Origin of the sequence: Neptunitalea lumnitzerae (assembly GCF_027924185.1) — a bacterium.
GTDB lineage: Bacteria > Bacteroidota > Bacteroidia > Flavobacteriales > Flavobacteriaceae > Neptunitalea > Neptunitalea lumnitzerae.
In genome coordinates, this window is record NZ_BRVO01000002.1 from 315825 (window position 1) to 331731 (window position 15907).

Consider the following 15907-nt stretch of genomic DNA (forward strand, 5'->3'; position numbering starts at 1 on the left):
ATTCCCGGATATGAGTAATCATGCAGCTATTGTAAAGAAAGCAGATGAAGTAGGAATTGATATGATGTGGTTGCGAGATGTACCATTTTACGACCCTAATTTTGGCGATACGGGTCAACTTTATGATCCTATGGTTTATGCTGGTTGGTTAGCAGCCCAAACCACTAACATAGCTATTGGTACGGCAGGAATTGTATTGCCATTACGCGATCCTTCAATTTTAGCCAAACAAGTATTATCTGTAGATAAGCTAACCGGCGGTAGGTTTATATTAGGCATTGCTGGGGACGATAGGTATACGGAGTATCCTGCTATGGGAGTAAAGTTTTCAAATTCCATCTGTTCAAAATTTTCTTTATAACTAGTTTTATATTTTGATGTAGGTTTTAAAGCACTGATACCATCGTTATCAGATATTAAATAATTAGTATTGATTAAGGGCAGAAAAATATAATTAATATCATCGTGATTAATTAATAAATAGATGTGCTTATTATTTCCAAAATTTAAATCAACAGTAGCAAAATAGTTGGTATAACTGACGCTCCATCTATTTTCAGTGTCATCTTTGGTTAAAACGTGTGTACCAATACCAACATTTTGTTCCCTTTTTTGAAAACTAAGTTCTTGAATGGTAGATATGTGAGTATTTAAAAATTTTAGAACTAACGCATTCGTTTTTTCACCGTATTTATACCAATTTTCTATTATCTCATATTCATCTTTCTTTACATCTTTGTTATTTAAATCTCTTAAACTATCTGTGTGTACCAGAACATCCTTTTCGTTACGTTTTATATCCTCTAAGGTTAGGGTATGTTCTACATGGTCTTGCTCTATGTTGGTTGATATAAAATTATTGTCAAAGTTGCTATCAAATTCTAAAAAGACTTCAACAAACTGATTTTTTTCTTTCTCTTCAAATAGCCTTAAGTCAGTATTTGTTTTATTATAAACTACTAAAGAAATATGTGTTACATCAATGGAATGCTGTGAATAACATACTCCTAATTTTAGAAAAAAAACTAAAACAGTTAAAATAAGTGCTATATGATTGTTTTTATTAAGAGTAATATACGTCAAAAGTAATGTGATTTAAAGTCTGAATTTTCGCGAATTATAAATCAATCTTAAATTTATAAAATAGTTTCAAGCATTTAGCTAAAGTAACGCCTTAGATAATAGTTTAAAATACATTTTGAGTAAAAGCCACTATTCACTTAGTTATCTTATACGTTTACCTAGTAATCAATTTTTTTATTCTAGTTCTTTTATATGGTATAGAATCTTCTTTTCGATTCAAGTAGATACTTCTTCTAAAGGTTCTAGGTTTTTACTATTGGATATTAGAACCAATGTCTATAAACAATAAGCCCCTTTCAAAGAATAGTTTAAAAGGGGTTAGATTATATTTTGGAGTCATCATTCATGGCCGCCTACTAGATTATCGATAGTTTGTATAGGCTCTAAAGCTTTGGAGTTACGTATCAAAAAGACATACTGTAAAACGTCTGTTGTACTTACATCTGAAGATTTAGTAATAACGTCCGGGCCAAAAAAATTCACTTTAATACCTCCTAAATATTGATTCTCTCTATAGGGTGAATTCGTGTTATCTAAGTCAAATATGGTAACAGAATTTGGTTGTGTAATTTCTCTTAAATCGTTTATACCTTTAACCAACATTATAGGTCCATCTTCATTAAGGATCGTAAGCTTATGATCTTCTGGTGCTGGAAATTGGTCGTTTTCTGGAAGATATACTTCACTGTCTATATTGTAACATACTAAACTTTTAATTTTATTCTTTTTAATAAAACTTTTTATTCTTACTGCGAAGGGTCTGAAATTAGATTCACTATAACTTTCCTGAAGTACATGGGAATAGCCAAATAATCCATAGAATTTTTCATTTTCTAAATGTCTTTTATTGATTATACTTTTTAAATTCAAAGTCATCATAGAATCACGAGAAAGTTCTCTTGAATCGTCATCAAAATTTTTATCAATTCCTAAGACTGTAATTTTACTTGAGTCTGGTAGTGTCTTATTGTAATCATATATTTTTTCCCATTTTTCGAGTAACTGTTGACTTGATTGTTGTGGAATTCTTTGTTTTATATCTATGACAACACTTCTTAATATGGAATTATTTTTAATTGAATCTGTTAAATACTGATTTAACTTTTTGGATCTAATACTATCCATTTCTGCAATGTAGTATTTTAGACCAATTTTCTGGTTTAGGTGTTTCAATAACTCAAAATCTATGTTTTGAACTTCTGCAAATCCATGGTTTTCTCCAAGTAAAAAAACATCTGAATCGTAAAATTCTTGGTCAAAAAATCCATTTAATCTATCTCGGTTTTCTAGTATGACCTTTTTGTTGTTTTTTAGATACGATAGGTTCTTCTGATTTGGAGATTCTAAATAATTTTCATTTTTGATCCAAAAAAATGCAATAATAAAAAGGTTTAATAGTAAAAGTACTAATAGGATTTTTCCTAATATTTTTATAATTCTCATAACGTAATATCTAGTAAGTGATTAGTATGTATCAAATTTCTCAAGAAACAGTTTATCTGAAATTTTGTTTTAAGTAGATCAATTATTTTAAATTATCTCTAACTGATTATATATTGATAAATATACTTAAAATTGATTGTTAGTTTATGCATAGATCTAATTTTATTTTTATAGGATAGTGTTATTTCTATAATTTAGACTCTATTTCTAATTGTTTGCAGTCTAGTTATTTTATGGAATTTCTTATAAGGGTGTCCGTATTGGAAAGTAAAACAAACATCTATAAACAACAAAACCCTTTCAAATAAAAAAAAATTGAAAGGGTTTTAAAATATGGAAGAAGTCTTCGTATTAAGAATTGGTTTTACCTAAAAAAGGTAGTAAGTGATCATGAAGAAATGAAATTGGAAGTAGGAGAGGTTATGGGCGGAGTTTGGAGTTAATATTATAGCGTTTAAAATAGGTTATGTTAAAGTTTAAAGAGGTGGTAATTAGGTCTATTCTTTTATGAAAGATAAGATAGAATATATAATATCAGTATCTTTGATACTATAATTTGATTGTATCAAATGATACCAGGTTATACTTTTACTATAACAAGTAAAATTCTAAGGTTAGTCGCCGTTATTTCAGAGCAAATAGGAGAAGTAAAGGCAGCTCGGTTAATTAAACCGCTTACAGAGCTTCACAAGCGAAACAGAATAAAGACAATTTGATTGTAGGCTTACCCAATTTCAGACATTACTAAATTCGACATTTTTATATTAAGCATACTAACATATATTACTAAGGTTGGTATCACTTTTTAAAGTAGGTTAAAAGGCGTACCGTGGACTTATCATTCACGGCCGTCTACTCGATTGGCAACTGGGTTTATTAAAAGTTTAATCTATCGTGTGTAATTTTTTTCTGGCTAGAAAGGTATAATGAACCATAATATTCAAAAATATGAATTTGATAAGGTAAATCTTTGATTAAATTTTCTTTGAATGGTTTGTAAGATTCAACTAATGATAATAGCTGTTCTTTAGTTACACCTATTTCATCATTAAGTTTTTTTCTTAGTTCCCATATTCTGTCAATTGGATTTGGGTGACTTTTCATTAATGATGAAGGTGGGAAAATGTATTCTTTTACACTTTTAAATAAATCTAGCCATATAAAGAAGGTGAATGCTCCATTCGCTATTAAATTTCTTTCTTCATTTGGTATCTCAGGTTTCATAACTGAGTTGTAATCGGCTTCGAGTTCTCTTTTTTGGGAATAATTATAAAAAGGCGTGTTTTTATCAGTTGAAGTTACCTTTAAATAACCAAGAGAGGCTTGTTCTAAATGGTCTAAATAATGATGTGCAAATTCGTGACCAATTACAAACATCATCTGTCCATCCACCATACTCTCAATTTCTAAATGAAGCTCCTCAGGAATATCTCCTCGATTATCAAGTTCAAAATCAAGTGATTCAGTCCCTAACATTGTTCTAACAGCTATTAGAAAAGCATTGGATATATCTTGACTGTTTAAATTATATTGTGGTCCCAAATGAAAGAGATTCATATAGTATAAAAAATACCTTAAAGCAAAAGATATAACGATGATGTTGCCAAAATCTGTTTTCATACAGTATCCGTTGGCTTCTTTTAGATATATTGTACCAAAGGATATTTCTTTGCATTTATTTTTCTCTGTATTAGGTAAAGTTTCAATATAATTATTAAAAAAACTTGAATCAAAATAGTTAGAAAAATTCCAATTAATAGAATTAGTCCGTATTTTTAAAAATACTCTTGTTAATCTTACGTCATCTGCGATTTGGTCTGCTCTATATTTTAAAAGAAAATCATCTGAATTTTTAACATTAAATATTCGCTTGATTTCCGATTTATTACACATTGGATAATAAAACCTTTGCTCATCTGTGAGGTCTTCTACTTCAGATATTGGGATTCTTTCTAAGATTTGAATCAAAGTATTATTCTGTTTATCTATAATGTAATTGTCTTTTATGTTTTCAAAATCTGGATGTTTAGATAGGGCAGACTCAAGTTCATCTAAGTATTCAGGTTTTAAATTTTCCAAAACCTCAGTATTTAAAATGAAATTTTTATCCTTTAATATTTCCTTAAATTTCTCTTTCATTCTGATTTATAGGATGTAGTGAGTATCATGTTGCCAACTCGTTATATAAAGTTAAATATACACAATATTGAACACTATTTTACTGATAATAGAGGTTTTGTTTTTATGTTATAGAGTTATTTAAAACTTTAGATCCATTTCTAATTAGTTGCAGTATCCTTCCTTTTCGGTATTCAGGGGTACTTCTTCCCAACAGACTTGGTATTTCCTATCAGGTATTCCGAAGCATTGCCTCTTTTTTGAAGATAGAAGAAAGAAACATCTATAAACATAAAACCTTCGTAAATTTATATCCACATAGAATTCTTATTCATGATTGTCATCTGTTGTTTCTTTTGTAGTTAACCCATTCAGAAAATCCGTTAAACTACTTTCTGAACGTAAATCTAGTTTTTTTCGTAAGCGATAGCGAGCTGTTTCAACGCCTCTGACAGAAATATTTAGTAATGGTGCAATTTCCTTATTGGTCAGCCCAGTTTTAATGAAAGCAGCTAGGCGTGTTTCCCTTACACTTAGGTTACATCCTGTTTGTTTTAGGTTTTTAAAGAAATCTTGATGTACAGTTTCAAAGTTCTCTTCAAATACTTTTAAGTATTCTTCATCAATTCGATGTTGATGTAGTTTACTAAAGATATCAGTGATTTTTTGTCTAGAGTTCTTTGTTTTTAAGGTGTCTCTTAATTCTCTTAACTCTATTTGTAATTCTGTAAAGAAGTTTTTTTTATTAACTAGCATCATTGTATAGGTAGCTAGTTCTTTACTTTTCTTGATAACATCTTGTTCTAAATGTTCGTTATCTTGTTGTATTTTTCTTTGGTGATTTTCAAGTTTTAATTGATTTACTTCTAGCTGTAATAATCGGTTTGTTTTTTGCTCGTGCTCTCGTGTTTTTTGATTTTCTCTTCTTATCTTTCGTTTAACAAGTATAATGACTAGGAATAATGAAGAGATTCCTAGTATAACATATAGAAAAAAGGCAAGTTTTGTTTGGTACCATTTTGGTAAAATAGTAAAAGTAAAACTAGCTGGGGTTGTTTGTATCCCCAGTGTATTACGTGCTCTAACTCTAAAGGTATAAGTTCCAGCGGGTAATAGATTGTACTCCTTAAAGGGCATCGATTGCCAATTAGACCAGCTCTTATCAATATTTTTTAGTTGATAGCTATAAAGGTTAGGGGTACTGTTAGGCATTTTGGGTACTGAAAACTCAAAATGTATAGAGGTAGTATTATTAGGGAGTTCGGTAATAGAATCTTTGGCCAGAGGGATACGTTTTGTGGTGTTAGCTGCTGTATACTGTATACCTGATATAGAAATAGGAATTTCTTGTAAATCATTATTTTCATTAATCTCATATAGATACAAACCGGTATGAGTACCGATAAGTATATGCTTTTTACTAATAGGTAATATAGACTCCATCCCTCGATTAAAGGTTCCTTTTGTTTCAGAAAATATATCTTTATGTATTTGTGGAGTTTTACTAAAGGTTTCGAAATAACCTAATTCATCATCTTGAATGACCCATGTTCTATCGTTTTCTTGTAAAATTTTGCGGGTATTTCTGGTAGTATCTACTATTTTATTTAATGCTTGAAAAGGTTTAAAACTGTTTGTTTCCTTTTTATAGTTGAAAATTCCGGTATTTGTTGTAAAAACAATTTGGTTATTCCATTTAAATACATTGATATTAAATGGCGAGTCTAATCCGTTAGAATCTGTAAAATGTGCTATTGCTGTGGCACGTTCTAAATTGCTATTAAGAGTAATACGGTATACTCCTTTGTATCCATGACACACCCAAAAAGTATACGGATCCTCGGCTTCTAGAATATCTCTAGAAGATTCATCAAAGCCTTTTATTTTGTTAGTAATATTCCAATTTCCATTTTCATAGTGTAATACATAAATACCGCTGTAATGACAGGCTAAATAATAGTTTTCCTTTTCTTTAACAGGTACAATTTTCCAAAAACTGTCTTTGTTACCTATTTTTGTAGCATCTCCATTATGTATTCTAAATAGGCCTTTATCGTGTCCTACTATTAAGGTGTTATGAACATAATTTAAACTCCATGCTTGACCATCTAAACCTATAATAGGTTTAAACGATTCGGGGGTTATGGTTTGGTGCAAGTTTGTTTTAGAATAATATACACCTTGATTCGTGGCTACATATAAAATGTTATTAATATAATGGATGTCATATACTGAAGCTCCTGTAAAAATGGTAGTTTTAGGATTATTGAAGTCAATAAAATCTAATCCATTATCTAGTAAAACCCAAACATTATTCTGTGATGTTTGAAACAGGTTTAATACCGTCTCTCCTTGTAAGTTTTGTATAGGTCTGGTAGAATTATTGTTGTTAAGAGATAATTGAATAGCACCGTCTCTTAGTGTACCTAATAATAGAGTAGAAGGTGTTAAATTAGTACATGAAATAAGTTTAGATGTGTTAGCTGGTAATATATTTTTTGCAGATGTTACCGTATGTGTTTGTAAGTTATATTGAAGTAGTTGTCCATTTTCAGTAAGAATGTGGATAGTATTCTTAACAATAGAACCATCAATACTTATAATGGATTCATTTTGATACGCTGATGCTGCTAATACCTGGGTAAGATGATTTGTCTTGAAGTTAACTTCATAAATACCATTATCTGCATCTACTACATAGTATGAATCGTTGGTTACAAAGCTTTTTAAAAATGTATTGTTTGCAGGTATTTGCGTAAGGTTATTTTGATATAAAACAAAAATTTTTGTAAACGTTCTAAATATTAAATGCTCATTTAGTGAATGTGCTTGCCATATGTTTTCAAAATTAAAGTTATCAAGTTTGTAAGTCTCTTTAAGAGATTTAAAATTATAAGTTCCGTATTCATCCTTTTGAACAATTCCTAATTCGTTATAGCCACCAGCATAAATAGTACCATTAGCATCTTTAACCAAACTACGTACAGATGATGAGTTGGGTAGGACAACTGTATTCCAATGTACGCCATCATAAATTAAAATACCATCATTATTACCAAAGTACATATTCCCTAAAGTATCTTCACATGCAGTCCAAAACTGTGTGTCCGATTCAAAGTCGGTTCTATTATAATGTCTTATATCAGGTTGCTTGTACAATTTTTCAATGAGTGGTTGTGCTGAATTTGTGAGCTGACAATGACCAACAAAACTCATAAAACATAGAAAACACCAATTGTAAATTTTTAATTTCATGCTGTAATTATTGATATAAAACCATTTTAATCTGTTTATTTTACGGAAATACTATTGAAGAAGTTGCCAATATACTACGTTTTTTTTACTTCATGCCTACAAAACTCTATTTTATTGTTTTATTTAAATACTTGTAAAACAGTGTTTTATTTTATTTTGAAGTAATTATGAAGTAGTTAATTACAACGTTGGCGTAATTGAAGTGTAGCTATTCTGAATTCGAATGTGCCTTTATATTATAATTTGCACCTAGATAACAGTTAATAGTAGTTGTCTTTACTGAGAACGAAATTTTCTGAAATCAGAATCATTAAACAAATAAATAACTAAAATGAGTTTGAATAAATTATTAATTTTCGCGTTGTTATGCGTCGGTTTTAAGGTATCGGCACAACAATCTGTAAAAGGTACAGTTACAGATTCTTCAGACGCACCCATACCCGGGGTTAATGTTACAGTTAAAGGAACTACTAATGGTGTAGCAACTGATTTTGATGGATTATTTGAAATTGTGGCATCTCCATCAGATACCTTAGTATTCTCTTACATTGGTTTTAAAACACAATATATTGCTGTAGGTGCACAAACTACTTTAAATATTCAGCTAAAAGATGATGCCCAAGCTTTAGATGAAGTAGTTGTAGTAGGTTATGGTACACAGAAAAAAGGTGATATCACCGGTGCTGTTGGATTGGTTGATGCTGAAAGTTTCGAAAACAGACCTAAACAAGATTTAGGTTCGTTGATTCAAGGACAAGCTGCTGGTGTTACCGTAATTAAAAGTTCAGGGAAACCTTCTTCAGGATTCGATATTAGAGTAAGAGGTACTAGCTCTATTGGTGCTAGTAGTAATCCACTTTATGTTATAGATGGTGTGCCTACAACAGATACACGTTCATTAAATCCTAGTGATATTGAAAGTATATCTGTACTAAAAGATGCTTCTTCTGCTGCCATATATGGTGCACAGGGTGCTAATGGGGTTGTAATAATAACAACTAAAAAAGGTAAAACCGAAAAAGCCGTTGTCCAGTTAGATAGCTATGTTGGTTTTGCTGAAGTTTGGAAAACGTTGGATGTTTTAAATTCTGAACAGTATAGAGACTTAATGACTGAAATGGGACGGTCTACAGATTGGAGTCAATACCCTTATAATACTGATTGGCAAAATAAGATTTTTGATACCGCTTTGTCTCAAAATTATCAACTATCGGTTTCAGGAAATAATGATGGCACTCAATATTATATTTCTGGAGGTTATATAAATCAGGAAGGTGTGGTACGTAGTTCACAAATGGAACGTTACAACTTTAAAGCCAATTTATCTAAAGAGGTAAATGATTGGTTAACAATCGGTACTAATTTCAATTATACACATTACCATGATGTAGATGTAACAGATAATGCCGCCGTGAATCAAGGTGGTGTTTTATTGGGTGTTTTGGCTACACCGCCTAATATTACAGTATATAACGAAGATGGAACATTTACTAGTAACCCATTTCAAGATTGGGAAAATCCAGTATCTAGTACAGATGGTTCAGATAGAGGGTATAAGAACCAACGTTTGTTAGGTAATATCTATACAGAGATTCAACTAATGGAAGGATTAAAATTTAGATCAAATTTTGGTATTGATTACAATTCAGATCGCTATGATTATTTTCTTGATCCTTTTAGAACTAGTTATGGTAGAGCAACTAATGGAATAAGTAGATACAATACTAATAATAATAACTATTTTATTTGGGACAATACTTTAAGTTATAATACCCTTATAGGAAAGCATAAAATTGATGCACTTGTTGGTACAGTATATCAAAAAAATCGATGGGAGTATAGCAATATCGAAACACGTAACTTTGCAAGCTCTGAAATACCTACACCAAGTGCTGGTTCAGAAATAATTACTGCTACGGCAGGTAAAAGTGAAAAAGCAAATGCTTCCTATATAGGTCGTGTTTCTTATGACTTTGACAATAAGTATTTAGTTACAGCTAACTTTAGGGCAGATGGTTCTAGTAATTTCGGACCAAATAAACGTTGGGGATATTTCCCATCATTTTCTGCTGGTTGGAGAATTTCTCAAGAAACTTTTTTAGAGCAGGTAGAATCAATATCTGAATTAAAGCTAAGAGCTGGTTGGGGTATTGTTGGTAATGACAATATTAATACATACCAGTATTTAGCAACTGTTGGTAGTGGAGGTAATTATCCTATTGGAGGTACTATTATGCCAGGTACCTATCCTGCTTCTATAGCAAATAACGATTTAAAATGGGAAGAATCTGAACAATTAAACCTTGGACTAGATTTGAGTCTTTTTGATAGTAAAATTAAGTTTTCAGTAGATGCCTATATTAAAAAGAATAACGATTTGCTATTGAATGCCCCTTTACCAACGGCTACCGGGTTTTCAAATGCTATTCAAAACGTAGGTAAAGTAGAGAATAAAGGGTTAGAGTTTCAGTTAAATACTGTAAACTATTCAAATGAAGACTTCTCATGGACAACTTCTGCTAATGTAACAATTAACAGAAATGAAGTTAAAAATATTGTTGGACAAGAATTGTTTAATGGTAATGTAGCTAGTAGAGGAGAAGTAAGTTTAGTGAGAGAAGGAGAACCATTAGGAATTTTTTATGGTTACGTTTGGGGAGGAGTAGATCCGCAAACAGGAAATGCCTATTATGTAGATAGTAATGGGGAATCAACCTTTACTCCAACCGCAGATGATCGCAGAATTATAGGAGATGCAAATCCTGATTTTACTTATAGTTTGGGTAATACAGTAACTTATAAAAACTTCAGCTTGAACATATTTCTGCAAGGCTCACAAGGTAATGATATATTTAATGCTACCCGCATCAATATGGAGGGTATGACGGACTCTAAGAATCAACTAGCAACGGTACTTAACCGTTGGAAAAATCCAGGAGATATTACAGCTATACCGAGAGTATCAGAAGGAAATACTGATAACTCCAGAATATCAACTCGTTTCGTTGAAGATGGTTCTTATTTACGTTTTAAAGCAGTTACCTTAAGCTATAACCTACCTACTAAAGTACTTGATTATTTGTCTATAAGTAGCGTAAAACTTTATGTAACTGGTGAAAATCTATTAACAATTACAGACTATTCAGGTTTTGATCCTGAAGTTAATGCCTTTGGAGGTAACAATACAGTACAAGGGGTAGATTTTGGTACATACCCGCAAACGAGAAACATTATAATGGGGTTAAACGTAACATTCTAAATAAGGAAAGCAATGAAACAGTATAGTAAAATAACCAAATATGCATTAATGGCAACGCTTGCTTTTAGTATGTCATGTAATGACCAATTGGATTTGCAACCAATATCACAAGAAACAGCAGATAATGCTTATAGCACAGCTTCTCAAATTGAAGCAGCACTTACTGGTGTTTATGAATCTTTTCAGTCTTCTCAGTATTATGCTTGGGATCATATTATTTTTCAGGATACCCGTTCAGACAATACGTATGCTGGAGGAGATAATACAGAAATTTTTGAATTTGACAATATAGATGTAAATACTACCAATAGTCGTGTTATGTCTGCTTGGTCTTCTATATACAATGCTATTTCTAAAGCTAATTTGGTGATTGAAAGAGCTCCGTTAGTATCAGAAGGAATTTCTGATGAGCGTAAACAACAAATAGTTGGAGAGGCTTTGTTTTTAAGAGCTTATCATTATTATAACTTAGTGAAATATTTTGGAGGAGTACCACTGCATACAGAGTTTATAAGTAGTACAGATCCATCTGAAACAAGAAAATCGAGAAATACAGTAGCTGAAGTTTATGCGCAAATTATCAATGACTTAAATGAAGCAGCTAACTACTTGCCTGATACTTACGGTAGCGATGATAGTGTAAACAAAGCCAGAGCAACTAAAGGAGCTGTTAATGCTCTATTAACTAAGGTATATGCTCAAATGCCTAATCCAGATTATAATGCTGTATTAACACACGCAAATGCTGTAATTAATAGTCCTGCCGGATATACTTTATTAAGCAACTATGACGAATTATTTGATGGTAATCATCAAAATAATTCTGAGTCAATCTTAGAAGTACAGTACTTGGGAGGTACCGAAGGAAATTGGGCGCCGCAAATGCACTTACCTCCATCTTTAAGTGGAGATACCTGGAGGAAGTTTACCACACCTTCACAAGATTTGGTAAATGCTTTTGATAACGAAGGGGATGTGGTTAGAAAAAATGCTGCTATTTTATTTGAAACCGTTAGTTGGGTAGATGAGTACTGGGGAAATACCCCAGGTAGTAGTATTCCTTTTGCTTATAAATGGCGTAATGCAGGTTCATGGGCTAGTGATGATAATGAATATATCTTCCGTTTGGCTGATATTATACTATTAAAAGCAGAGGCACAGAATGAATTAGGACAAATTAGTGATGCTGCTACAACGGTAAATCAAATTAGAGCTAGAGTTGAATTACCTGATTTAACAGCTGCTGAAACAGCTTCACAAGACGCTATGAGAGCTGCTATATTAAAGGAGCGAAGATTGGAATTAGCTATGGAATCTAAACGTTGGGATGATTTAGTACGATATGGTGTAGTTGTGCAAACTATGAATAACATTACTGATATAGATTTACGTACAGGTCAACCTGTAAATTACGGAATGACAGAGAATGATATTTTATTACCAATTCCCCAAAATGAGATAAATAGAAACCCGAATTTAACACAGAATCCAGGTTATTAAAATAGATTACAAATGAGAAAAATACAATATACATTAGCAACTGTACTATTAGGTACCTTATTGAGTTGTTCAGATAATGATAAGCCTTATTATCCTCCACCATCGTCAAATACAAATGGTAATGAGGTAGGGACAGCCCAAATTTGGGTTACCAGTGGTGATAAGAGCAGGCTTATAAGTGCACAAGATAATTTGAGTATTATAGATAACACCACAACTAATTACCCTTCTATAACAGTAGATCAAACTCTGCAATTTCAGGAAATTGAAGGGTTTGGAGCAGCACTTACTGGATCATCTGCATATGTAATTAATCAGTTAAGTGGAAGTCAAAAAAGTGCTTTATTACAAAACCTATTTGACGCTGAAAGTGGTATTGGTATTAACTATGTTAGGTTAACCATAGGAGCATCAGACTTTTCTCTTTCAGATTTTACATATGATGATATGCCTTCAGGTCAAACCGATGTAAATTTGAATAATTTTTCTATTGCGCCTGATATGGTTAATATAGTTCCTGTGTTACAGAATATGTTGGCCATTAATTCAGATATTAAATTTGTAGGTTCTCCTTGGTCTGCACCAGCTTGGATGAAAACAAATCAAAGTTTGTATGGAGGGAAATTACAAACACAGTATTACGATGTATATGCTAATTATTTACGTAATTACATTGATGCTTATGCATCTAATGGAATTACGATAGATGCGATTACTCCACAGAATGAACCGTTACACGAGTCAGGATACCCTACCATGAGAATGGAAGCTAATGAGCAGGCAAATTTTATCAAAAGCTCGTTAGGGCCTCTTTTTACCAACAATGGTATTACTACAAAAATCATTGCTTATGATCATAACTTTGATCGTGCTGATTATCCTTTAGAGGTACTAAATGATGCTGATGCTAACCAATATATATCGGGTAGTGCATTTCACGCATATGCAGGAGATGCTTCAGCTATGAGTCAAGTTCATAATTCTTATCCAGATAAGGGCTTATATTTTACTGAAATTTCTGGTGGAGAATGGAGTACCGATTTTACTGGAAATTTGAATTGGTATGTTCGTAATATTTTGATTGCTTCTGTAAATAATTGGTCAAAAAATGTATTGTTCTGGAATTTAGCACTTAATGAAAATCATGGACCAACCAATAATGGTTGTGAAGACTGTAGAGGTGTAGTAACTGTAGCTTCTAGTGGAGATGTAACATTAAACGAAGAGTATTATGCGATTGGTCATTTTTCAAAATTTGTTGCACCTGGAGCGCATCGTATTAGTAGTACTACGTTTGATAGTAGTACCGGTCTTTATAATGTTGCATTTGTAAATCCTGATGGAACTAAAGTGCTTGTAGTATTAAATGAGTCACCGTCGGCTAAAACATTTTCTACTATTGTAGGAGAAAATCGTTTTGATTGTACTTTACCTCAAGAAAGTGTTGCAACAATAACCTGGGAATAATAAAAATATAAACACATGAAAAAACTATTATATAGTCTGGTAGCAGCATGTTTAGCATTAGTATGTCTAAATTCTTGCCAAGAAGATGAAAACATGGATTCCGTTGGACAATGGAGTCTTTCGGACCCTGCAATTATAGCACCTGAAGAGGGATATACTAAGGTGTTAAATGAGTTAGATCCTAATGAACGTATTTATTTTGAATGGGAGCCAGCAGTATCTTCAGCAGGATTTCAAGTACGTTATACCGTAATATTAGATACCTTAGGAAGTAGCGATTATGATACACCATTGATTTCGGTATCATCTGATAATTCAGGTAAAGCTACAACAGCCAATATCCAAGTTTCAGCAATTGATTTAGCGTTATCTTATGCAGGTTATCCTGCTGGTGAAGCTACCCAATTAGAGTGGACGGTTATAGCTACGTGTCAAGATACCAAATCGTATGCAACCAATGCGATATCATTAACACGTTTTGAAACAGAATATACACCAGCAACCTTATACATAGCAGGAGATGCTACAGAAGCAGGTACGGATATGTCACAAGCTATTCCTATGCGTCATTTAACTGATGGAAATGGTACAAATACATATATTTTTGAAGCTTATACATCTTTAGAAGCTGGTATGCCATTTCATTTATATAGTGCACAGCAGTTACCTTCACATGTTTATGGTGGAAGTAACGGAGAGGTAGTTAAAAATGGTGATGCCCTTACAGTTCAGGATTCAGGTGAATATAAAATTACAGTTGATTTAAATACCAATATATATACGCTATTGAAAATAAATAAATGGAGTATGGTAGGTTCTGTAATCTCTGGAGGCTGGGGAGGTGATGAGCCACTAATGTACATAGGAGATGGTACATGGCAGGCTTCACTAACGCTTACATCAGATGGTTCAGGTGCTTTTGTTTTTAGAGCTAATGATGATTGGGGATATCTTTTGAAACGTATTCAAGGTACTCAAAATAGCATATATATGGAATCTCAGGCTAGTGATGCAGGAATTACAATAGAAGATATACCATTAAGTAACTCAGGTAACTATATTGTAACTTTAGATTTGTATGGTTCTGAATATTCATATACTATAGAACAAGATACCACAATACAGCCACCATCTGTAACCCCTAATAACTTGTATTTATTAAGTAATGGAGCTGTAGTAGGAGAATTTATATTTGATAATGGAACTTTTACTTCTACTACGTATTTAGCATTACAGCAAAGTGTTACCTATGAGTTGAATAGTGAAATGGATGGAAGTGGAACTTCTTACGCTTTTACAAATGCTATTGGAGTATCTTCTAACCCTGAAGGAGATTCCGTTACGGGTACGTTTGCGTTTGGTGAAGGAACAGGAGGGATTATGGTTAATCAAGATCAAGCGTATACCTTAACAGTTAATTTTAATACTGCTACCGTAGGTTGGAAATATTATAATATTAAATTATTCCATTGGCAAGATTGGGATTCTCGTGATGAATTTTTAATGACTTATCAGCATCCGTTTAAGTTTATGACTACTGAAACATTACAAGCAGGATATAACATGAAGTTTAATTCTCCATGGGATGTACAGTTTGGTGCAGATGATCCAACAGAATTAAGTGGTACAATGACTAACAATGGAGGAGCAGACTTCAATAATATTACTACTACAGGTACTTACGAAGTTAATATTAACATAGATAATTTGTATCAAACAGGTACCTACGAATTTTTAATCCAATAAAATAAATACTACCGGGTGTTAATTACACCCGGTATT

The 15907-nt window shown here is 32.2% G+C and carries 8 protein-coding genes; 5 read left to right on the forward strand and 3 right to left on the reverse strand.

What is annotated here, in order from left to right:
• Positions 1-10: 10 nt before the first annotated feature.
• Positions 11-361 carry an LLM class flavin-dependent oxidoreductase gene (locus Y10_RS16970; RefSeq protein ID WP_408733618.1) on the forward strand — a complete coding sequence of 117 codons (351 nt, stop codon included), beginning with the start codon at positions 11-13 and terminating at the stop codon, positions 359-361.
• A gap of 1061 nt (positions 362-1422) precedes the next feature.
• Here Y10_RS16970 and Y10_RS08875 read toward each other — a convergent pair.
• The 3 genes from Y10_RS08875 to Y10_RS08885 form a co-directional block, all read right to left on the reverse strand.
• Positions 1423-2526: a hypothetical protein gene (locus Y10_RS08875; RefSeq protein WP_281765032.1), complete on the reverse strand. Its 1104-nt coding sequence runs from the start codon at positions 2524-2526 to the stop codon at positions 1423-1425.
• Positions 2527-3402: 876 nt separating this feature from the next.
• A complete protein-coding gene (locus Y10_RS08880) occupies positions 3403-4665 on the reverse strand; it encodes a M48 family metalloprotease (RefSeq protein ID WP_281765033.1) in 1263 nt (420 codons plus the stop codon).
• A gap of 306 nt (positions 4666-4971) precedes the next feature.
• The gene (locus tag Y10_RS08885) at positions 4972-7899 is read right to left on the reverse strand and encodes a triple tyrosine motif-containing protein (RefSeq protein ID WP_281765034.1); all 2928 of its coding nucleotides are present in this window, start codon (positions 7897-7899) and stop codon (positions 4972-4974) included.
• 331 nt (positions 7900-8230) lie between these two features.
• On the opposite strand from Y10_RS08885, the gene Y10_RS08890 reads away from it, so the two are divergent.
• Genes Y10_RS08890 through Y10_RS08905 form a run of 4 tightly spaced genes read left to right on the forward strand, consistent with a single transcriptional unit; the run spans position 8231 to position 15871 of the window.
• Positions 8231-11158 (forward strand): SusC/RagA family TonB-linked outer membrane protein, encoded by a 2928-nt coding sequence (locus Y10_RS08890; protein WP_281765035.1) that lies wholly within the window; start codon positions 8231-8233, stop codon positions 11156-11158.
• 12 nt (positions 11159-11170) lie between these two features.
• Positions 11171-12658: a RagB/SusD family nutrient uptake outer membrane protein gene (locus Y10_RS08895; RefSeq protein ID WP_281765036.1), complete on the forward strand. Its 1488-nt coding sequence runs from the start codon at positions 11171-11173 to the stop codon at positions 12656-12658.
• Positions 12659-12670: 12 nt separating this feature from the next.
• Complete coding sequence (locus Y10_RS08900) at positions 12671-14125, forward strand: glycoside hydrolase family 30 protein (protein WP_281765037.1); 1455 nt, start codon at positions 12671-12673, stop codon at positions 14123-14125.
• A gap of 15 nt (positions 14126-14140) precedes the next feature.
• Positions 14141-15871 (forward strand): SusE domain-containing protein, encoded by a 1731-nt coding sequence (locus Y10_RS08905; protein WP_281765038.1) that lies wholly within the window; start codon positions 14141-14143, stop codon positions 15869-15871.
• The last annotated feature ends 36 nt before the right edge of the window (positions 15872-15907 follow it).

Coding starts and splice junctions, on each gene's coding strand:
- Y10_RS16970 (WP_408733618.1), top strand. CDS start 11: ATGAGTAATCATGCAGCTATTGTAAAGAAAGCAGATGAAGTAGGAATT.
- Y10_RS08875 (WP_281765032.1), bottom strand. CDS start 2,526: ATGAGAATTATAAAAATATTAGGAAAAATCCTATTAGTACTTTTACTA.
- Y10_RS08880 (WP_281765033.1), bottom strand. CDS start 4,665: ATGAAAGAGAAATTTAAGGAAATATTAAAGGATAAAAATTTCATTTTA.
- Y10_RS08885 (WP_281765034.1), bottom strand. CDS start 7,899: ATGAAATTAAAAATTTACAATTGGTGTTTTCTATGTTTTATGAGTTTT.
- Y10_RS08890 (WP_281765035.1), top strand. CDS start 8,231: ATGAGTTTGAATAAATTATTAATTTTCGCGTTGTTATGCGTCGGTTTT.
- Y10_RS08895 (WP_281765036.1), top strand. CDS start 11,171: ATGAAACAGTATAGTAAAATAACCAAATATGCATTAATGGCAACGCTT.
- Y10_RS08900 (WP_281765037.1), top strand. CDS start 12,671: ATGAGAAAAATACAATATACATTAGCAACTGTACTATTAGGTACCTTA.
- Y10_RS08905 (WP_281765038.1), top strand. CDS start 14,141: ATGAAAAAACTATTATATAGTCTGGTAGCAGCATGTTTAGCATTAGTA.